Annotated in this window: 21 protein-coding genes; 18 read left to right on the top strand and 3 right to left on the bottom strand. The window is 36.9% G+C overall.

Features of this window, described 5'->3' with window-relative positions; translation table 11 throughout:
- Window positions 1-350: 350 nt before the first annotated feature.
- Genes NC799_RS01535 through NC799_RS01500 form a run of 8 tightly spaced genes read left to right on the top strand, consistent with a single transcriptional unit; the run spans window position 351 to window position 5,387 of the window.
- Window positions 351-866, top strand: a complete 516-nt coding sequence (locus NC799_RS01535) for a YqeG family HAD IIIA-type phosphatase (RefSeq protein ID WP_272444550.1) — start codon at window positions 351-353, stop codon at window positions 864-866.
- On the top strand, window positions 854-1,966 hold the full coding sequence (gene yqeH / locus NC799_RS01530; protein ID WP_272444549.1) for a ribosome biogenesis GTPase YqeH: 1,113 nt from the start codon (window positions 854-856) through the stop codon (window positions 1,964-1,966). Before NC799_RS01535 ends, yqeH begins: the two co-directional genes overlap by 13 nt.
- A 27-nt stretch (window positions 1,967-1,993) precedes the next feature.
- On the top strand, window positions 1,994-2,836 hold the full coding sequence (gene aroE / locus NC799_RS01525) for a shikimate dehydrogenase (RefSeq protein WP_272444548.1): 843 nt from the start codon (window positions 1,994-1,996) through the stop codon (window positions 2,834-2,836).
- A 1-nt stretch (window position 2,837) separates the two neighbouring features.
- Window positions 2,838-3,128 carry a ribosome assembly RNA-binding protein YhbY gene (yhbY, locus tag NC799_RS01520; protein WP_272444547.1) on the top strand — a complete coding sequence of 97 codons (291 nt, stop codon included), beginning with the start codon at window positions 2,838-2,840 and terminating at the stop codon, window positions 3,126-3,128.
- A gap of 10 nt (window positions 3,129-3,138) precedes the next feature.
- Window positions 3,139-3,702 (top strand): nicotinate-nucleotide adenylyltransferase, encoded by a 564-nt coding sequence (locus NC799_RS01515; RefSeq protein WP_272444546.1) that lies wholly within the window; start codon window positions 3,139-3,141, stop codon window positions 3,700-3,702.
- The gene (gene yqeK, locus NC799_RS01510) at window positions 3,695-4,294 is read left to right on the top strand and encodes a bis(5'-nucleosyl)-tetraphosphatase (symmetrical) YqeK (protein WP_272444545.1); all 600 of its coding nucleotides are present in this window, start codon (window positions 3,695-3,697) and stop codon (window positions 4,292-4,294) included. Before NC799_RS01515 ends, yqeK begins: the two co-directional genes overlap by 8 nt.
- On the top strand, window positions 4,287-4,634 hold the full coding sequence (gene rsfS / locus NC799_RS01505; protein ID WP_272444544.1) for a ribosome silencing factor: 348 nt from the start codon (window positions 4,287-4,289) through the stop codon (window positions 4,632-4,634). The genes yqeK and rsfS overlap by 8 nt, the downstream gene beginning before the upstream one ends.
- A gap of 9 nt (window positions 4,635-4,643) precedes the next feature.
- Complete coding sequence (locus tag NC799_RS01500) at window positions 4,644-5,387, top strand: class I SAM-dependent DNA methyltransferase (RefSeq protein ID WP_272444543.1); 744 nt, start codon at window positions 4,644-4,646, stop codon at window positions 5,385-5,387.
- 311 nt (window positions 5,388-5,698) lie between these two features.
- On the opposite strand, the gene comER is transcribed toward NC799_RS01500, so the two are convergent.
- Window positions 5,699-6,520, bottom strand: a complete 822-nt coding sequence (gene comER, locus NC799_RS01495) for a late competence protein ComER (RefSeq protein ID WP_272444542.1) — start codon at window positions 6,518-6,520, stop codon at window positions 5,699-5,701.
- Between the two features lie 83 nt (window positions 6,521-6,603).
- Between comER and NC799_RS01490 the strand changes: the two genes are divergently transcribed.
- From NC799_RS01490 to NC799_RS01480, 3 genes are all read left to right on the top strand, one after another.
- Window positions 6,604-7,197, top strand: coding sequence for a helix-hairpin-helix domain-containing protein (locus tag NC799_RS01490; protein ID WP_272444541.1), 594 nt, complete (start codon window positions 6,604-6,606; stop codon window positions 7,195-7,197).
- 117 nt (window positions 7,198-7,314) lie between these two features.
- Entirely contained in the window at window positions 7,315-7,794 is a 480-nt protein-coding gene (locus NC799_RS01485) for a ComE operon protein 2 (protein WP_272444540.1), read from the top strand.
- Window positions 7,795-7,824: 30 nt separating this feature from the next.
- Entirely contained in the window at window positions 7,825-10,110 is a 2,286-nt protein-coding gene (locus tag NC799_RS01480; RefSeq protein WP_272444539.1) for a DNA internalization-related competence protein ComEC/Rec2, read from the top strand.
- 73 nt (window positions 10,111-10,183) lie between these two features.
- On the opposite strand, the gene NC799_RS01475 is transcribed toward NC799_RS01480, so the two are convergent.
- Window positions 10,184-10,318, bottom strand: a complete 135-nt coding sequence (locus NC799_RS01475; RefSeq protein WP_272444538.1) for a YqzM family protein — start codon at window positions 10,316-10,318, stop codon at window positions 10,184-10,186.
- Window positions 10,319-10,658: 340 nt separating this feature from the next.
- Between NC799_RS01475 and holA the strand changes: the two genes are divergently transcribed.
- Entirely contained in the window at window positions 10,659-11,705 is a 1,047-nt protein-coding gene (holA, locus tag NC799_RS01470; protein WP_272444537.1) for a DNA polymerase III subunit delta, read from the top strand.
- A 133-nt stretch (window positions 11,706-11,838) separates the two neighbouring features.
- Here the strand turns inward: holA and rpsT are convergent, their stop codons facing one another.
- Window positions 11,839-12,105, bottom strand: a complete 267-nt coding sequence (gene rpsT / locus NC799_RS01465) for a 30S ribosomal protein S20 (RefSeq protein ID WP_272444536.1) — start codon at window positions 12,103-12,105, stop codon at window positions 11,839-11,841.
- A 176-nt stretch (window positions 12,106-12,281) separates the two neighbouring features.
- Here rpsT and gpr point away from each other — a divergent pair, with 176 nt between their 5' ends.
- From gpr to hrcA, 6 genes are all read left to right on the top strand, one after another.
- Window positions 12,282-13,376, top strand: coding sequence for a GPR endopeptidase (gpr, locus tag NC799_RS01460; protein WP_272444535.1), 1,095 nt, complete (start codon window positions 12,282-12,284; stop codon window positions 13,374-13,376).
- 225 nt (window positions 13,377-13,601) lie between these two features.
- Entirely contained in the window at window positions 13,602-14,756 is a 1,155-nt protein-coding gene (gene spoIIP, locus NC799_RS01455) for a stage II sporulation protein P (RefSeq protein ID WP_417006659.1), read from the top strand.
- 11 nt (window positions 14,757-14,767) lie between these two features.
- Window positions 14,768-15,115 (top strand): DUF3679 domain-containing protein, encoded by a 348-nt coding sequence (locus NC799_RS01450; protein ID WP_272444533.1) that lies wholly within the window; start codon window positions 14,768-14,770, stop codon window positions 15,113-15,115.
- Between the two features lie 218 nt (window positions 15,116-15,333).
- Window positions 15,334-17,151, top strand: coding sequence for a translation elongation factor 4 (gene lepA, locus NC799_RS01445; protein ID WP_272444531.1), 1,818 nt, complete (start codon window positions 15,334-15,336; stop codon window positions 17,149-17,151).
- 157 nt (window positions 17,152-17,308) lie between these two features.
- On the top strand, window positions 17,309-18,466 hold the full coding sequence (hemW, locus tag NC799_RS01440; RefSeq protein WP_272444530.1) for a radical SAM family heme chaperone HemW: 1,158 nt from the start codon (window positions 17,309-17,311) through the stop codon (window positions 18,464-18,466).
- 77 nt (window positions 18,467-18,543) lie between these two features.
- Complete coding sequence (gene hrcA, locus NC799_RS01435; RefSeq protein WP_272444529.1) at window positions 18,544-19,566, top strand: heat-inducible transcriptional repressor HrcA; 1,023 nt, start codon at window positions 18,544-18,546, stop codon at window positions 19,564-19,566.
- The last annotated feature ends 155 nt before the right edge of the window (window positions 19,567-19,721 follow it).

The raw sequence follows: 19,721 nt of genomic DNA, 5'->3' as shown, positions 1-19,721 counted from the left end.
TACAATTTTAAAGGTTTTGAAGTTTGTCTAAGAAGTTAATAACACTTTATCATGAAAGGGATTGACGGACAAGTTGCAAGTTATCTACAGGGAATTGTATATAACTTGTTAGTAAACAGCTGTTTCTGACTAAATATATTGGTCTGTCACTGTGTATAATGTTAATAAAGTTATCCACAGCTCGACGCTTGTAGAAATTTGTCGAACGGTTTATAGAAAAAAATTAGAATTTCTGCATATACATGGTCACTTTGCTTTTTTGTTTGTATGATAAATTTTTTGAATCCTAGGAAATAAACGGGTATGATGATTAAGGATAAAAGTGGTTATTGTAAATTGAGGTGGGATTTTTGATAAAACGTTTTTTACCAAACGAGCATGTAAAGAGTGTCATGGATATAACACCTAAAACACTAAAAGAAAAAGGAATTAAAGGCATCATTACAGATCTTGATAACACACTTGTAGCGTGGGACGTGAAAAATGCTACACCCGAAATTGTAAAATGGTTTAAATCTATGGAAGAAAATGATATTAAGGTAACCATTATATCCAATAATAATGAGGAACGAGTTAAATTCTTCTCTGAGCCATTAAATACACCATTTGTGTACAGTGCAAGGAAACCATTAAGAAAAGCTTTTGTTAAAGCGGCAAAGGATATGGATTTAGACAAAACAGACATCGTTGTTATTGGTGACCAATTGTTAACAGATGTCTTGGGTGGAAATAGTTCTGGCTTTTACACCATTCTAGTTGTTCCGATTGTTGAAACGGATGGTAGGTTAACCCGAATCAACCGTTTTCTAGAACGAAGAATACTAAGTTGGATGAGAAAGAAAGGGATGGTAACTTGGAAGGAATAAATACGGAAGAAATTCATTGTCAAGGGTGTGGCGTTTTGATTCAAACAGAGAATCAGAACGAAGCGGGATTTGCCCCTAAGTCGGCTTTAGATAGGGAAGTTGTTATTTGTAAACGATGTTTTCGATTAAAGCATTATAATGAAGTACAGGATGTAGCCTTAACAGACGATGACTTTCTAAAAATGATTAGTCAAATTCGTCACAATCAAGGGTTAATTATTAAACTTGTTGATATTTTTGATTTTAATGGTAGTTTTATTTCTGGGTTACAACGACTAACTGGTACAAATCCAATTATTTTAGTGGGCAATAAAGTCGATCTGTTGCCTAAGTCTACAAACAAAAATAAGCTAAAGCAATGGTTGCAAATGTCTGCAAAGGAGTTAGGATTACCTGTTCAGGATGTGTTTCTTATCTCAGCTTATAAGGGCGTCGGAATGGAACGGTTAAAGACTGCAATGGAACAATACCGTAAGCGGAAAGATGTTTATGTTGTCGGCAGTACAAATGTAGGTAAATCAACTTTTATTAATCAGTTAATCAACCAGTCTACCGGTGTTAACGATGCGATTACTACGTCCTATTTCCCAGGAACTACATTAGGGTTTATTGAAATTCCATTAGATGACAAGAGCTCCTTATTTGATACTCCGGGTGTAATTAATCGTACACAAGTCGCTCATTATATTTCAGATGAGGATCTTAAAGTCATCACACCAAAGAAAGAAATTAAACCTAGGGTATTCCAATTAAATGAAAAACAGACATTGTTTTTCGGAGGATTAGCTCGGATTGATTTTGAACAGGGGCTACGCCAATCATTTGTCTGTTATTTTTCCAATGAATTAACCATACACCGGACGAAATTAGATAATGCAGATGAATTGTATCGAAACCATGTTGGTGAGATGCTTAAACCACCTAATCAAGATACAATCGCAAAACTACCGCCATTACGAGCTCATAACTTTCGTGTGAAAGGTAAAACAGATATTGTTTTTCCGGGTTTGGGTTGGGTTACGTTACCAGATGGAGAGGCGACAATTACTGCACATAGTCCAGAAGGTGTTCCAGTGTCGATTCGTTCATCACTGATTTAAAGCTGGATTAGAAGGGGGAGGAAACTGGTGACATTAGCTTTAGGATTAATTGGATATCCAATTGGTCATTCCTTATCACCATGGATTCATGGGCAATTTATGGACAAACTAGGAATTGACGGAGAGTATCGCTTGTATGAAACAACTAAGGCTAACCTCGGGGAAACGGTTAAGCTGTTGAAAAGTAAACAGGTGGACGGTTTTAATGTAACAGTTCCATATAAACAAGATATTATGGAATACTTAGATGAATTAGACCCAGATGCGGAAAAAATTGGAGCAGTTAACACAGTGGTTTCCAAAAATGGCACGTGGAAAGGCTATAATACAGATGGTCAAGGTTACGTTAGGTCGGTTAAAAGTGACTTTCCAGATGTGTTCCGTCCGGAAAATAAGGTCTTATTGCTCGGTGCTGGAGGTGCAGCAAGAGGGATATACCGTGCATTAGTGCAAGAAAACTTTGCATCAATTGATATAGCGAACCGCACCATAGATAGGGCTAAATCCTTTTTAGAATTAAAGGAAAATCACATAGAGACAACTATTCTATCCTTTGAAGAAGCTGAATCGATGCTCGAACACTACGATTTCCTAGTTCAAACGACATCTGTCGGAATGAAGCCTAATATAGACAGCAAAATCATTGCTTTAAATAAACTAAAGCATGATGCTGTTGTCAGTGACATCGTCTATCAACCTTTAGTAACATCCCTTCTTCAAGAAGCAAAGGTAAGAGGCGGCAGGATACATCAGGGTTACGCAATGCTTTTATATCAAGCAGAGTTAGCTTTTGAGATATGGACAAATGAAACTGTTGGGCTTGACGGTCTACTAAATAAACTAGAACTCAGATTGAGAGGTAAAGAATAATATGTTAACTGGTAAACAAAAAAGGTACTTAAGGTCACAGGCGCACCACCTTAATCCAATTTTCCAAGTTGGTAAAACAGGGGTGAACGATAATATGATTGATCAAATAAGTGACGCACTAGAAAAAAGAGAGCTGTTAAAGATTAGTGTATTACAAAATTGTCTCGAAGATAAAGATGAAGTAGCACATGCATTATCAAATGGAACGAATGCTGAATTAGTTCAAATTATTGGGAATACAATAGTTCTATATAAGGAATCTACAGAAAATAAGCAAATTGAATTACCTTAAGGAGATATAAATGAAGAAGGTTGGAATTCTTGGTGGTACATTTGATCCACCACATTATGGTCATTTGTTAATTGCTGAAGAAGTTTATCAAGCACTTAAGTTGGATGAGGTTTGGTTTATCCCGTCTTATGAGCCGCCACATAAAGAGAAGGCGACATCTACTGTTGAAAAAAGGTTGGCAATGCTTGAGGTTGCGATTGATAATAACGAACATTTTTCAATCAATAAGATTGAAGTGAATCGTTCTGTAAAGTCCTATACAATCAATACAATTTATCAATTAAACGAACAACATCCAGACATGGAATTCTATTTCATTATTGGTGCGGATATGGTCGAGTACTTACCACATTGGTATCGGATCGATGAATTGATGCAATTAGTAAAGTTTGTTGGTGTAAAACGTCCAGATTATACATTGAAGACAAACTATCCCATAATAGAGGTGGAAGTTCCTGCACTAGAGATTTCTTCAACTGAGATCAGGCAGCGGCTACAACAGGGAAAGTCCATTCGTTATTTAGTTCCTGATGGGGTATTGGCAGTAATAAAGGAGAATCAGTTGTATGGATAAAGAAAAAGCACTTGCGATTGTTAAACCTTTTTTAACAGATGCAAGATATGAGCATACGAAAAGGGTTGTCGATACAGCTGTTGAATTGGCAGCTTTTTATGAGGAGGATACTGCTAAAGCAGAAACGGCAGCCATTTTCCATGATTACGCCAAGTATCGTGATCTTATGGAGATGGAGGCTTTAATTAAAAACGAACAGAGCTTACCAAGTGAATTGTTAGTACATCACAGTGAACTGTGGCATGCTCCGGTTGGTGCTTTACTAGTCGAGCGCGAGGTTGGAATTGGTGATCCTGAAATTTTAAGTGCTATTCGCTGGCATACGACTGGAAAAGCGGATATGTCTCGGTTAGACAAGATCATCTTTCTTGCTGATTACATCGAACCTGGAAGGGATTTTCCTGGGATAGAAAAGGTTAGACCACAAGCGAAAGTTAATTTAGATTTAGCTTGTTTCCTTTCATCAAAAAATACGATAAATTTTTTGTTAAGTAAGAACCAACCTATCTATCCGGATACTATTTTTGCATATAATGATTTATTTTTAAAAGTAAAAGAAAACTTACATGGAGGGAAGGACCTGAATGGATAGTAGAAAATTAGCAGATCTTACTGCCAAGGCCTGTGATGATAAGAGAGCAGACGATATAGTCGTGTTAGATATGAAACATGTATCATTAATTGCCGATTACTTTTTAATTTGTGAAGGGTCAAGTGAAAGGCAAGTTCAAGCAATAGCTAATGAAGTGAAAGACCGTGCAGCGGAAAATGATATTGAAGTAAAAAGATTAGAAGGCTACGAACAGGCAAGGTGGATTCTTATCGACCTTGGTGACGTCGTTTGTCATGTCTTCCATAAAGATGAGCGAATGTACTATAATATTGAACGACTTTGGGGCGATGCTCCGTTAGTCGATGTTAGTCTAGATTAGAGGGTTACTATGTCTTATCAAAAAATGGCATATGTGTATGATGCTTTAATGGAAGATGCCCCGTACAATCTGTGGGAACAAATGACGTTAGCTATTTTTAATCAGTATGGTGAAAACATTCAAACGGTAGCAGACCTTGGGTGTGGCACAGGTGAAATCACCCGTCGTTTGGCAAATCATAATTATAAAATGTATGGAGTTGATATGTCTTTGGATATGCTTTCATATGCAGAGCATGCCAACGAAACCCAAACAAATTCGGTCATGTGGATTAGACAGGATATTAGGCAGCTAGATGGCTTTGAGGAATTAGATGCAATTATTAGTTATTGTGACGTAATGAATTACATTGTTAAGCTTTCTGATATTCAATCTGTTTTTAAGCGGGTGAAAACCAGTTTGAAAATTGGTGGCTTGTTTATCTTTGATGTACACAGTCTTAATCACGTTGAACAGAATTTAAAGGGACAAACATTTGCTGAGGTGTATGACGACCTTTCCTATATTTGGTTTTGTGAATCCGGTGAAAATGATGGTGAAGTATTCCATGATTTAACTTTTTTTGTGTTAGAGGGAAACCAATATGAGAGGTTTGACGAAACGCATCATCAGCGTACTTATTCTGTGAACACATATAAAGAATTACTCGAACAAACTGGTTTTTCACTCAAAGCAATTTTTGGGGATTTTGATATCAGTAACCAACTAGACGAACAAAAAAATCAGCGAATCTTTTTTGTTTGTCAGGCGTAAATAACAGTGTCTTGACTTTATTTATAAAAGAAAACCTAGTGCCTGCGGGAAAATGCGCCTTCATCAAAGCTAGTATTTTCCCGCAGCGCCACGTCAGGTCTTGTCTTATGTCTGACGGGTCTGACCAAGGCGCTTCCGCTTTTCTTATTGTCTAGCTTCAGCGCCTAGCCCCTCGGGACATAAGTCAATCCCTGCTGTGGCAAAGAGCGCCACGTCAGGTCTTGTCTTATGCCTGACGGGTCTGACCAAGGCGCTTCCGCTTTTCTTAAAAATGTTTGCAGGAGAAAAGATTGGAATGTCGAATTATAAATTTATTCGTTTAATTGATTAGCTATTTTCTTTATGTCCTCTTCATACTTATTGTGTGTGGCATGGATCAGATTGTTAAACAATTCCCCTATGGAATGGTCCATTGCTTTAATCCCTTCACCTGTTACACCACCTTTGACACAAACCTTTTCAATTAGTTGTGGCAGTGTATAATGACCATCTTCTAATAACTTTCCAAACCCAATAAACATTTTCTCTGTGAGTGCTGATGCTTGTTCTTTTGTGATATTTGTTTCCTGTTCGGCTGTATTAATGTATTTTTCTGCTAGATAGCCAAAAAAAGCCGGACCACAGGAGACGATATCTGATGAAATTCTTGTAACATCGTCATGGATTATTTCTGGTGTAGAATACAATTTACAACTTTGAAGCAAATAGCTTTTCATTTCTTCTCGGATGCTGCTTCCGAATGTAGCGAGAGTAACACCTGCAGTAGCTCGATTTGTAATACTTGGAATCAAACGAGCGACTTGACAAGGAACAATTGACTCTAATTTTTTGACAGAAAAAGGACTTGTAATGGACACTATACATTGGTCCTTGGTTAAGTAATCATATATGTCGATTAAAAGAGGGTGAATTTCTAGCGGTTTAACACAAATGTATAGAATATCTACATGCTGTACTAAATCTTTTATCTGCGTACAAACGTTAACCTCAGGATAATGTTCTTTAATTGCATATGCTTTAGCTATCGTCCGATTTGTTATATATAAATTATTTTGTTCCACAACCGATGAAGCCATCCATGCATCAATTAAGATTTCTCCCATGTTACCAGTACCAATTACTCCCCACTTCATTGTTGCTCCCTCCTAAATTACGCATTTACATTCCATCTTATGTCAAAGTAAGGATACTTATGAAAGGAATTGGTGTTTAAATTATGATTTCAGTTAATAAAAGTTGGATAATCGCGCTATTTGCCGCTGTCATCGTCATTATCTCTTTTTTCGATAATCGGAACGCAACTGATTCCGATGTGGTGACTGTTTCAGAAGAAGCGGCGACAACACAAGCCTTGACCCAATCAGAAGAATCTCCCAAAGTGAATACAACCACTCTTTATATAGATGTAAAAGGTGAAGTAATTAAACCGGGAGTTTATACGGTTACGGGGGAGACGAGGGTGGCTGATTTAATAGAGCTTGCTGGTGGGTTCACAACAAGTGCAGACATGGATCGTGTGAATCTTGCCCAAAAGGTTTACGATGAAATGGTAATTATAGTACCAAAACAGGGTGAACAGGGGACCGAAACGTTTGAACAACCGAACACCACTAATGGGAAGATCAGAATAAACTCCGCAACGAAGGAAGAATTAGCCCAATTAAATGGAATTGGAGAAGTGAAGGCTACTTCAATCATTACTTATAGAGAACAAAATGGACCTTTTCAAACTATGGAAGACATCCTTAAAGTATCAGGAATTGGAGAAAAAACTCTTGAAAAGTTCAAGGATCAAATTCAAGTTCCTTGAACCTTTATCTAACTTGTAAGTTCGATAAGCACTTATCTTGATAGTCTCTACTTATATATTGACTCGTCCATACGGTGTTAGTTAAACTGAAAAAAATAGAGAAGGGATGATATTGTTATGGAACGTATATCATGGAACCAATATTTTATGGCTCAAAGTCATTTGTTAGCACTCCGGAGTACCTGTGAAAGGTTAATGGTAGGTGCAACGATAGTTCGTGACAAACGGATTATTGCAGGGGGGTATAATGGCAGTGTGTCTGGAGGTGTCCACTGCATAGATGAAGGGTGTTATGTGATTGACGGTCATTGTGTGAGAACGGTTCACGCAGAAATGAATGCACTTTTACAATGTTCGAAATTTGGTGTGGCGACAGATGGTGCAGAAATTTATGTAACGCATTTCCCTTGTCTTCAATGCAGTAAGGCAATCATTCAAAGCGGTATAAAGAAGGTATATTACGCTAGTGATTACAAAAATCATCCATATTCATTAGAGTTGTTTAAAGATAGCCATGTTCAAGTGGAAAAGGTTGAGTTAGTCCAAGTTAGTATCCATTTAGAACAAGCAATCGAATCAAATAAAAGCAATGATTAAAAATGGTATTTCAAAAAGAGGTGTGAAGAGTTGAAAGGAACATGGCACCTTTTGGCTTTTTCAGCTTTATTAGCGGTAGCAGTTAAAACATGGCACCTTATCGTCGTAGTAATAGTGTTCGTCTGGCTTTGGCATTTAATGAAACAGTCTAGGCTAACCCCTGCTCAGGTCATAGTGATTTGTACAGGAATTATTTTCTTTTATTGGTTTACTGGATTTCAGACCCCAAAAAATGAACAAGTCCAGGCGAATAGCGGTGAAATAATTGGTCTTACTGGGAACATTGTTTCAGAAGTAAGAGTAAAGTCATACGGATTAGAATTTGTCCTAAAAGGTGACGATCAAAACGACTATTTAGTCTCTTATTTTTCTAAGGGGGATGTTAATGCAGATGTCCTTAATCAGTTGCAAACAGGAGCATCTTGTAACTTAAAAGGAAAAGTGGAGATTCCTGAATCAAGTAGTAATCCCGGTCAATTTAATTATCAAAACTATTTACGGAATAAAGGAATTCAATACCTTTTTCAAGTCCAAGTGGAGACAAACAGCTCCGTCAACTGTACAGGGTCTTCTTTCTTGCAACAAGTCTACAACGTACGACAATTTGTGTTGTCAAAAGCTAACGACAACCTGAGCTCCTTCACTGCTGGATGGGTGAAAGCTTTAGTACTCGGTGATAATGAAGGCATAGATCCGGGGACTATTGAATTATTTCAACGATTTGGCTTATCCCATTTATTGGCGATTTCAGGGTTGCATGTTGGTCTTTTAGTCGGCGGTTTATATTATGTTTTCGTTAAGTTCAATATAGTTACGAAAGAAAAGGCACAAACCTTAATTTTGCTCATCGTTGCTTTATATCCTCTAATTGGAGGTGGCTCGCCATCGGTTTGGCGTGCAAGTCTTATGACCATGTTCACAATCGTATTGGTCAAGATTCGTGTTCCCCTTCAAGTGACAGATATTGTAAGTCTCACTTTTCTGCTGCTTTATTTGATAGACCCACCTAACCTTTACCAATTAGGCTTTCAATTTTCTTTCCTCGTTTCTTTTGCCTTACTCTTATCGCAAAAGTTATGGAATAACACTCGGCCAATGTATCAAATCCTTCTTGTTAGTTTTATTAGCTCCTTGTCCATTTTGCCGATCCAAGTGTACAATTTTTATTATTTTAATCCGGTCTCCTTACTAGTTAATCTCATCATCGTTCCCTATTTTTCATTTTATGTTATGCCGTTTATGTTGCTTCTTTTATTATTATCCTTAACTTTTCCCGACCTCGTTTCTTTTCTAGATGTGGTGTTTCGGTTAAGTCACGAAACCGTTCTCCAAATTCTTGAACTAATGGATAAGTTCCTATTCTTCCCTTGGGTAATTGGTAAATTTCCACTTGCATTTTTTATTCCTTATTATTTACTTTTCATTATGATGATGGTATCGATTGGGGAAAATAAGAAAAAGAAAGCTTTCCTATTAGGAAGTTGTTTAACCATGTTGCTTGTTACTATTTCACTAAAGCCATATGTAAGCCCTCAAGGAACGATTACGATGTTAGACGTTGGTCAAGGAGATAGTTTTATTATCGAATTACCGTACCGAAAAGGTGTAATAATGATAGATGCTGCGGGATCTTTAGATGGTAATTTCGAACCCTCTAATAAACGATTTGAACAAGTAATTAAACCATTTTTATATTCACGTGGAATTGCGAGGATTGATCAAGTAATTCTAACACATCCTGACCTAGATCATGTGGGAAGTTTTCCGTATTTACTTGATGATTTCAATATTGAAAAGCTAATAATTAGCGATCTTTATGAGTTACCTGAGGATTTGCAAAATAAAATGCAAAATAAAATTGAGATCGTACGAGTCAGTGATAAAGATAAAATTTCGATTGGAACAAGTGTATTTAACGTACTCCATCCAGGAAACAGTAATGATTTGTTTGGTACAAATGAAACTTCTTTAGTTGTTTTTACGAAAATTGGTGGTTTACGATGGCTTTTCACCGGGGATATAGATGAGGGAGTCGAAAGTTTATTATTAAAGAAATACCCAAATTTAAAAGCAGATGTTTTAAAAGTTGCCCATCATGGGAGCAAAACATCAACTTCAGAAGCATGGATTGACCAACTAACACCTAAATACGCATGGGTTTCGGTAGGAGCAAACAATTCTTATGGGCACCCTAATCCAGATGTCATTCGTAGGTTAAGGGATAATCGGGTAGTTCTTTTAAGAACGGATAAATTAGGCGCCATCCAATACAATTTTTCAGGAAATAAAGGAACACTTTATCGTTATTCACCATAAAATAGCTTGTAAAGGAAGGTTGGCATAGAAAAAAAGAGACTGCAAAATTCAGTCTCTTTCCTTCTTCATTTGCCTAGGAGCCAATAATATCTACAACTACTCCGATGAAAAATATTACCATAAAGAAGACGAATGAATAAAGAAATCCTTTTCCAGAATCAAAAATGTCATGACTCTTGGATTGTACGTCTTTTTCAAATTCATTCATATGTATCCCTCCTACATCATTACTAAGTATAAATTATTCTTTGCAAAAAATCCACATTCATTAATTATACACAAAAAACGTCTTACCTCTAATAGCAAGAGTTTACAACCATATTATTTCGTATTTTGGTCAATCTATAAAGGAAAGAAAATATCGCTTAATTATCAGTGACCTAGGGCTGGTTTTTAAGCGTTGATATAGATTGCGGGGGGGAGTAGTGGCTGCTACTTCCCTCTTTATTACACAATAAAACATAAATGATAAGATTTCAACTAATTCTTGCTAGTTCCTTCTTTACCATTTACCATAATAAGTGAAGTGGTTCAAATGGAGGTTGAAAATGAATTATTTTGATGTGTTAAAGGTTATTAAGAAGAAACAATTTTCGCCAGTGTATTTTTTATTTGGAACAGAAACCTTCCTTATTGATTCGATAAAATACGAACTTATTACATACAGTTTGGATGATGAAGACAGGGATACAAATATATCTAATTATGATTTAGAAGAGACATCGATACAAGAAGTCATTGCAGATGCTGAAACTTACCCGTTTTTTGGTGAGCGAAAGATTATCTTTGCTTCGAACCCATCATTTTTAAAAGCAAAACCAGATAAAACGGCTGTGGAACATGATTTGGATAGTTTAGCATCCTACTTACTCCACCCTGTTGACTATTCGATCATAGTGCTAATTGCCCCATACGAAAAAATCGATGAGCGTAAAAAAATAACGAAAGTACTTAAACAAAATAGTAATGCTATCTCTTGTCAATCTCTCAAAGACTGGGAACTGGACCAGTGGATTACTACGATGGCTAAAAATGAGCACGTTTCTTTTGAAAAAGATGTGATTGGTAAATTAGTTCAGGAAATCGGGCCTAATTTAATGATGATAAAGCAAGAAATGGAAAAAATGGCAACATTTGTTGGTGTTGGGGGGACGATAACAAAACAAATTGCCGACCAACTCGTTTCACATCAACTAACGACTTCTGGATTAAAATTAGTAGATGCAGTAATTGAAAAAGATTTAAATGTGGCTATATCAATCTTTAAAGATTTAGAGCGGATGGGTGAAGACCCAATTGCATTGTTAGCCTTACTCGCTTCTCAATTTAGAACCATTTTACATGTCAAGTTATTAAAACAGAAAGGATATACCCAAAGTCAAATGGCACAGCAATTAAAAATCCATCCCTATGTTATTAAAATGTCAATGTCACGAGAAAAAAGCTTTGTACTTTCCGACCTAAAGCAAGCAATTAATAGCTGTACAGAAACAGATGCGAAGATAAAACAGGGGAGAATGGATAAATCACTAGCCTTCGAGCTACTCTTATATGAATTGATCCACTTAAATAAAAAGCAAGGGATTTCATTTTAAATGAAGTCCCTTGCTTTTTTAAAGTATAAAAAAATCCAAGAGCTGTCTAGCTCCAGGCGCCTACCTCGCCTGCTGCCCAAAACAAAAACGATCCAGCTTTGGATCGTTTACTTGTTGGTCAGGACGAAGATAATTATGCGCTTAGTCCGTTAACTATTTGTGTAAGACGAGATTTTTGGCGGTTACCTTTATTTTTATGGATAATGCCTTTTTGGACTGCTTTGTCAATTTTTGCGATAGCAGAAACAAGAGCTGTTTTCGCATTTTCTACATCATTACTTTCAACCAATGTTTCAACACGTTTAATTTGTGTACGCATGTCAGATTTAATTGAAATATTTTGTGCACGATGATCTTCGTTAACACGAACACGTTTGATTGCTGATTTAATATTTGCCAATTTTTTCACCTCCAAAGAAAAACATAAAATACATATTGGAACAAAAGACATTGTACCAAAGCGCGGACAAGTTTTCAAGTAGCAATCTATGGTGCATCTGTATAGTATGATTTTCAAAAAAATCGGTAAACCTATTAAAAAGCATGATTAGTAGACGCAAGGAGGCAATTTTAAGTATGGATGAACAAAACAAGTTTCAGGTTCGGACGGATTTAGCGATTGAAGCTAAAGATATGTTTGTTGAAAAGGAAAAATCTCAGGAACAAGAAATTAAAGGGGTAACGATTAAAGAAAGACAAGAGAATAACATGACAGTTTCTTATGTGCAAATTGATGAAACAGGTGCAGCGTCATTAGATAAAAAAGCTGGAAACTACATTACTATTCATTCAGAGGGAGTAAAAAAACAGGATAGTACAATACAAGAAGAGACTGCAAAGCTTCTTGCAAAAGAGCTTGTCGAATTAATGAAGCAATGTAACTTACCAAAGGATGCTAAATGCTTAGTGGTAGGCTTAGGAAATTGGAATGTAACTCCTGATGCACTAGGACCGATGACGGCGGAAAAGGTATTAGTGACAAGTCATTTATTTAAACTTCAACCCGAGCATGTCGAAGAAGGCTATCGACCTGTGTCAGCTATGACCCCAGGGGTTATGGGTGTGACGGGGATTGAAACGAGTGACATCATTTTTGGAGTTGTTGAGAAAACGAAACCCGATTTTGTTATTGCAATCGACGCACTAGCATCTCGTTCAATTGAACGGGTAAACGCAACGATTCAATTATCAGACTCAGGAATACACCCCGGCTCTGGTGTTGGGAACAAGCGGAAAGAATTAAGTAAGGATACATTGGGGATACCAGTTATCGCTATTGGTGTACCTACTGTTGTTGATGCAGTAACAATTACAAGTGATACGATTGATTATTTATTAAAGCACTTCGGTAGAGAATGGAGAGAAAAGGATCATCCTTCAAAAGCTTTAACACCAGGAGGAATGCGGTTTGGTACGAGAAAATTAACCGACGATGATTTACCAGGTCAGGAGCAAAGGAAGGCGGTTTTGGGTATGGTAGGTGAATTAACGGAAGAAGAAAAAAGATCATTAATTCAAGAAGTTCTTACACCTCTAGGTCATAATTTAATGGTAACACCTAAAGAAGTTGATGGGTTTATGAAGGATATGGCACATGTTATTGCTGAAGGACTAAATGCTGCGTTACATGAAAATGTAACCATCCAGAATTTTGGTAACTATACTAGATAAGTCATATTAGGGCAGTCCTCGGCTCATTAGTCTGGATATTCGTTCGCTGTAGCGGTGATATAGACCAATGGACGACTTCTTTTGGAATCATTTTTTGAATTTTTCTTATTTATTCTTGAAAACTTCACGTTCTACTTTCTGATTTTCTATCATAGATTCTATTAGAAATGATAGACAGGGTTCAGAAAGGATGGAACGATGAAACTGACGAATAAATTATCATCAATGAACAGGTTGATGAATCAATCGAAACCATTATACAAGAAAGCAAGTGCGATGATTTTACTAATCTGTGTACTATTTATTTTTATAGGTGTATTAACATCCATTCAACCAGCATATCGATTATCTTCATCAACAATCAATGATTGGACGAGTCAAATTAAAGGATCATCCTTTTTACACCTGATGAGTATGGAAAATAAGTCTTTTGAACGAGCATATCCTGAAAATACCGAATCGATTGACTGGTCTGATGTAGCTTTTCAAATGGCTACAAGTGTCAAACCTAATGATGCGAGAAGCTTATTGGGCAGGGAACTACCAGGATTTGAATCGTACGACCGGAAAATATTAATTGCTGGTGAGGGCACCGATTATACTAATCTTACGTATGAGTCGACCCCGCCACTTGACACTGTATTAAAGGATAGAGAAGCGCAGATGCCAGAAGAAGAGGTTAATGATAAAGAAAGTGAGCAGAATTCGAGTAACCAAACAACTGGTGACCGAGATGTTGTGTTCATCTATAATTCCCATAATCGGGAATCGTTTCTACCCTCTCTTCCAGACGCTAAAAATGCGGATGATGCTTATCACTCTGAAGTGAATATAACAAAGGTAAGTGAAAAACTTGGTGAAGCATTGGAAAATTACGGAGTAGGAACCCAAGTAGATAAAACAGACATAATGAATTTGTTGGTGGAGAAAAATTGGAATTATACAGATTCTTATAAAGCTTCTAGACCAATAGTAGAGGAAGCTTTAGCGAGTAACAAATCCTTAGACTTTGTTTTTGATTTACACCGAGACAGCTCAGGTCGAAAGCTTACTACAAAAACTATTGATGGAAAAGAGTATGGCAAAATTATGTTTGTTATTGGTGGTAACAATGCTAATTACGAAAAAAACTTCCAGCTAGCTTCCGAACTACATGACCGGCTTGAGGATAAATACCCTGGTTTAAGTAGGGGTGTTGAAAAGTACCAGGGAGCAGGTCGAGATGGAGTCTACAACCAGGATGTTTCATCGAACGCAATAACAATTGAAATCGGTGGGGTAGATAACTCTTTTGATGAGTTATATCGAACCGCTGATGCATTAGCTGAAGTGTTTAGTGATTATTACTGGGATGCAGAAAAAGTACAAGCGAATCCATAGAGGTGAATGTGATGTTACGTATAATGACAATGTTTTTATTGATGGTTGTATTGTTTTTAGGTGGAGTAGTATTTGGAATTGACCGAGCAAATAAAGGTGTGGCAAATACAAGGGGATATTCACCACAAAGTTTTAATAATGCCATTGAAGTTGACGCATCTAGCGATGATCAATATGAAATTAAAGTAATGGGTGAAAATATTCAACAGGTTGATTTACGGGATAAACAAGAAAAATATGAAGCCATTCAATCGAATCATTTCACCCAAGCGCTAGCAGGAAACTTGGAATATGGTGTTAAGTGGTTTTACAACAAAATGATACAATCAGCATATCAACTTACGCAATCTTTCTTTTAATACAACCTCCTTAACAAGCAATCTGTCTTATAAAAAGTCACAGTTTACCTAAACGGCTCAGGTCTATACTGAGTCGTTTTAACTGTCTGCAAACTGCGAACGGTATATGTACCGGTAGTAAGGATTTTGCTGATAAAGTATTCAATATTGAATAACCTAGTTACGACTGCTATAATCAATGCTAGTATTGTTGCCCCGAAAAATAGGAGTGATCACCATTGGCAAAAGGAAGAAAACAGAGTAATGTACGTAATTTTTCAATCATAGCTCATATTGACCATGGAAAATCAACATTGGCTGACCGCATTTTAGAAAAAACAAAAGCTCTTACATCTAGAGAAATGAAAGAGCAATTCTTGGATGCAATGGATTTAGAGAGAGAACGTGGAATTACAATTAAATTAAATGCTGTTCAATTAAAATATCAGCGTGAAAATGGAGAAGAATATATCTTTCATTTGATCGATACCCCAGGGCACGTTGATTTTACTTATGAGGTTTCGAGAAGTTTGGCTGCATGTGAAGGGGCCATACTTGTCGTTGATGCAGCCCAAGGGATTGAAGCCCAAACGCTTGCAAATGTATACTTGGCACTTGACAATGACTTAGAAATAATACCCGTAATAAATAAAATTGATTTGCCAAGTGCAGACCCTGACCGCGTGAAAGATGAAATCACAGATGTTATCGGGATTGATGGTGATGAAGCAGTATTGGCAAGTGCCAAGGCGGGGATTGGAATTGAAGAGATATTAGAACAGATTGTTGAAAAAGTTCCGCCACCAGCTGGAGACCCAGAAGCCCCCTTAAAAGCACTCATATTTGATTCTCTTTATGATTCGTATCGTGGCGTTATTGCCTATGTATGTATCAAAGAAGGCTCGGTAAAAGTTGGAGATAAGATTAAAATGATGGCAACTGGTAAGGAATTTGAAGTTAATGAAGTGGGTGTGTTTAATCCAAAACCGATTCCACTAGACGAGCTAACAGTTGGTGACGTAGGATATCTAACAGCATCCATTAAAAATGTAGGTGATACTCGGGTCGGGGATACAGTTACCCATGCTAATCGTCCTGCAAAAGAAGCGTTACCTGGTTACCGTCGCTTAAATCCAATGGTATTCTGTGGGTTATATCCCGTCGATGCAAACAACTACAACGATTTAAGAGAAGCGTTAGAACGATTGGAACTTAATGATTCATCCCTACAATATGAAGCAGAAACGTCGCAAGCACTTGGTTTTGGATTCCGCTGTGGATTTTTGGGCTTACTTCACATGGAAATTGTTCAAGAGCGAATTGAGCGAGAGTTTAATATCGATCTAATTACAACTGCACCAAGTGTTATTTATAAAGTTATTATGACCGATGGAACGGAGAAATCGATCGACAATCCGTCGTTTATGCCTGATCCTCAAAAAATCGAAGAAATTCAGGAACCGTATGTAAAAGCAAAAGTAATGGTGCCAAACGATTTTGTTGGACCTGTTATGGAGCTTTGTCAAAAAAAACGTGGTGACTTCATTGATATGCAGTATCTAGATGATAATCGCGTAAGTGTTGTGTATGAAATTCCATTATCGGAAATAGTGTATGACTTTTTCGATCAACTAAAATCACAGACAAAAGGTTATGCATCATTTGATTATGAGATGATCGGTTATAAGGTTTCTAAATTGGTTAAAATGGATATATGGTTAAACGGAGAAACGATTGATGCCCTTTCCTTTATCGTTCATAAAGATTTTTCTTTTGAACGCGGAAAACAGATAGTAGAGAAGCTAAAAACATTGATTCCAAGACAACAATTTGAGGTTCCTGTTCAGGCTGTCATTGGAAATAAGGTTGTGGCAAGATCTACGATTAAAGCCATGCGAAAAAATGTTTTATCCAAATGTTATGGTGGGGATATTTCTCGTAAACGGAAATTGTTAGAGAAGCAAAAAGAAGGTAAAAAACGAATGAAGATGGTTGGGTCAGTTGAAGTCCCACAAGAAGCATTTATGGCTGTTTTACAAATGGATGACGATAAGTAAGAGAAAGTGTTATGTAGTGCCTGATTTCAATCCGTTACACGTTCTAAAGATGTTTTCTTTAGTTTTGGTGTGGGTTTGAACAAATCAGGCACTTTCGTTATTCTAAAATTCTTATTTTTAACAATAACAAATCAGAAAATGAAAGGGGCGTTAAATCATGGTTTCTTCCGTCTACATTCACATCCCATTTTGTCATCACCTATGTCATTATTGTGACTTCACAAAGTTTTTTTACAATGAAGCGATGGCAGATGAATATCTTGAGGCACTTCAAAAGGAAATGTCAACGTATGTAGAAGAGCCTAAACAAGCTGTTAAAACCATTTTCGTTGGTGGAGGCACACCAACTGCCTTAAATGATCGTCAATTAAAAGCGTTGCTTGAGACTATTTCACAATACTTTAATGTAAGTGATTGTGAAGAATATACGTTTGAAGCTAACCCGGGCGATTTGAATGTTGAAAAAATTAAATTGTTAAAAGCATACGGTGTTAATCGAATATCGATGGGGGTTCAAGTCTTTGATAACCAAATGCTTGAGGAATTAGGAAGGTTTCACCGGATAAAAGATGTTTATCAAAACATAGATGCATTAGCACAACATAATCTTTCCAATGTTAGTATCGACTTGATATACAGTCTGCCTAATCAAACTGTTGAGCACTTTGATAGCACGTTAAAGGAAGCATTAAGCTTTAATTTACCTCATTATTCAGCCTATTCGTTACAGATTGAACCAAAGACTGTGTTTTATCAACGATTTCAGATGGGAAAGCTGCAAAAGCCGAAGGAAGAGGATGAGGCAGAAATGTTTCAGTTGTTAAGAGACAGAATGGAAGCACATGGAAAGGTTCAATATGAAATAAGTAACTTTGCAAAGCCGGGGTGGGAAAGTAAACATAACTTAACATATTGGAACAACGATTTTTATTTCGGCTTTGGAGCAGGTGCGCATGGTTACTTACCAGGAAAAAGAATAATTAACGTGAGACCCTTTCCGGCATATGTGAAAAAAGCAATGGAAAATGGTCGCCCCGTTTTACACATAGATGAGGTTGGTAAAAAGGAAAGAATCGAGGAAGAAATGTTTTTAGGGTTACGTAAAATAAAGGGTGTGTCAAAGCGGAAGTTCCAATCGAGATATGGTCTTCGCTTGGAATCCGTTTATCGGGATGCGTTACGAACATTAGTTGAAAGAGGTTGGATTTACGAAACAGATGATACCGTTGCCCTAACAGAAGAAGGACAGTTATTTGGTAACGAAGTATTTCAAGAATTTTTACTTGATGACGATTCTCTTAAGCTTTCGCATTGACAATCGGAAATGCTTTTGGTAATTTATTATTAGATTTAGCACTCGACAGATAAGAGTGCTAACAGAGGTGATCATCGATGTTAACGAATAGACAATTGCTCGTATTACAAGTCATTATTGATGAATTCATCCAGACTGCACAGCCAATTGGTTCACGTGCGATATCTAAAAAGGATGGGGTCTCGTATAGTTCTGCTACAATCCGTAATGAGATGGCTGACTTGGAGGATTTGGGTTATATTGAAAAGACTCATTCCTCATCTGGACGTGTTCCTTCTGAGAAAGGGTATCGTTTTTATGTTGACCATTTGTTATCGCCATTCCACCTATCGTCATCGGATATGCGAGTGATTAAGCATACATTTGACAGAGGCATGGTGGAATTTGAACAGGTCGTTCAAAAGTCTGCAAAAGTTTTGTCAGATTTAACAAATTATACGTCTATCATATTAGGTCCGGAAGTGTTCGAAACGAAGTTGAAGCAAATTCAAATTATTAGTCTTTCCGATACAACCGCTGTTGCTATATTAGTTACTAATACTGGACATGTTGAACATCGTTCGTTTAGTGTTCCAACAGAAATCCATCCATCAGATTTAGAAAAGTTAGTTAATATCCTAAACGATAGATTAGTAAACGTACCAATTGTTAAGCTTCAAGAAAAGTTATATACGGAAATCGCTCAACTTATCGACACCTTTACTAGTGACCTTGATAAAGCCTACCAATATTTAAAGGCAGCATTGTTAGATGAACAGCCTGTCAAACTATACGTTGGTGGTAAGACAAACATATTGATGCAGCCTGAATTCAAAGATATCGAAAAAATAAGATCCCTTTATTCAGTTATTGAACGGGAAGATAAACTGGCAAATATTCTACGTTCTAACTCAGATGGAATTAAGGTTTCGATAGGTCATGAAAACAAAATTGAGGAAATGGCAGATTGTAGCTTAATTACGGCGACGTATTCACTCGGTGATGTTCAAATGGGGACAATTGCTTTGTTAGGACCAAAGAGAATGGAATATTCCCGGGTCATATCCTTGTTAAATGTATTATCCAATCAACTTTCGAAGACATTTAATTCTTGGTATTAAATAGTGGATAAACGGGAATAGTTACTAAAGGAATCTTGTATAGAGAAACTAGTACATCTATCACCTATAAATATAAGTAACCTGATACGTCCTGTGTCAGGTTACTAAAATGACCGTCGAGGCGATTGAGTATAAAACAGACATGCTGTTGATTT

It is taken from the genome of Aquibacillus salsiterrae, assembly GCF_028416595.1.
Lineage (GTDB): Bacteria > Bacillota > Bacilli > Bacillales > Amphibacillaceae > Aquibacillus_A > Aquibacillus_A salsiterrae.
This window is presented reverse-complemented; position numbering and strand designations above follow the sequence as displayed.

Bases quoted from the DNA above. Each gene is read 5' to 3' on its own strand.
- yhbY (WP_272444547.1), top strand. From the start codon at position 2,838: ATGTTAACTGGTAAACAAAAAAGGTACTTAAGGTCACAGGCGCACCAC.
- NC799_RS01515 (WP_272444546.1), top strand. From the start codon at position 3,139: ATGAAGAAGGTTGGAATTCTTGGTGGTACATTTGATCCACCACATTAT.
- yqeK (WP_272444545.1), top strand. From the start codon at position 3,695: ATGGATAAAGAAAAAGCACTTGCGATTGTTAAACCTTTTTTAACAGAT.
- rsfS (WP_272444544.1), top strand. From the start codon at position 4,287: ATGGATAGTAGAAAATTAGCAGATCTTACTGCCAAGGCCTGTGATGAT.
- NC799_RS01500 (WP_272444543.1), top strand. From the start codon at position 4,644: ATGTCTTATCAAAAAATGGCATATGTGTATGATGCTTTAATGGAAGAT.
- comER (WP_272444542.1), bottom strand. From the start codon at position 6,520: ATGAAGTGGGGAGTAATTGGTACTGGTAACATGGGAGAAATCTTAATT.
- NC799_RS01490 (WP_272444541.1), top strand. From the start codon at position 6,604: ATGATTTCAGTTAATAAAAGTTGGATAATCGCGCTATTTGCCGCTGTC.
- NC799_RS01485 (WP_272444540.1), top strand. From the start codon at position 7,315: ATGGAACGTATATCATGGAACCAATATTTTATGGCTCAAAGTCATTTG.
- NC799_RS01475 (WP_272444538.1), bottom strand. From the start codon at position 10,318: ATGAATGAATTTGAAAAAGACGTACAATCCAAGAGTCATGACATTTTT.
- holA (WP_272444537.1), top strand. From the start codon at position 10,659: ATGAATTATTTTGATGTGTTAAAGGTTATTAAGAAGAAACAATTTTCG.
- gpr (WP_272444535.1), top strand. From the start codon at position 12,282: ATGGATGAACAAAACAAGTTTCAGGTTCGGACGGATTTAGCGATTGAA.
- spoIIP (WP_417006659.1), top strand. From the start codon at position 13,602: ATGAACAGGTTGATGAATCAATCGAAACCATTATACAAGAAAGCAAGT.
- NC799_RS01450 (WP_272444533.1), top strand. From the start codon at position 14,768: ATGTTACGTATAATGACAATGTTTTTATTGATGGTTGTATTGTTTTTA.
- hemW (WP_272444530.1), top strand. From the start codon at position 17,309: ATGGTTTCTTCCGTCTACATTCACATCCCATTTTGTCATCACCTATGT.
- hrcA (WP_272444529.1), top strand. From the start codon at position 18,544: ATGTTAACGAATAGACAATTGCTCGTATTACAAGTCATTATTGATGAA.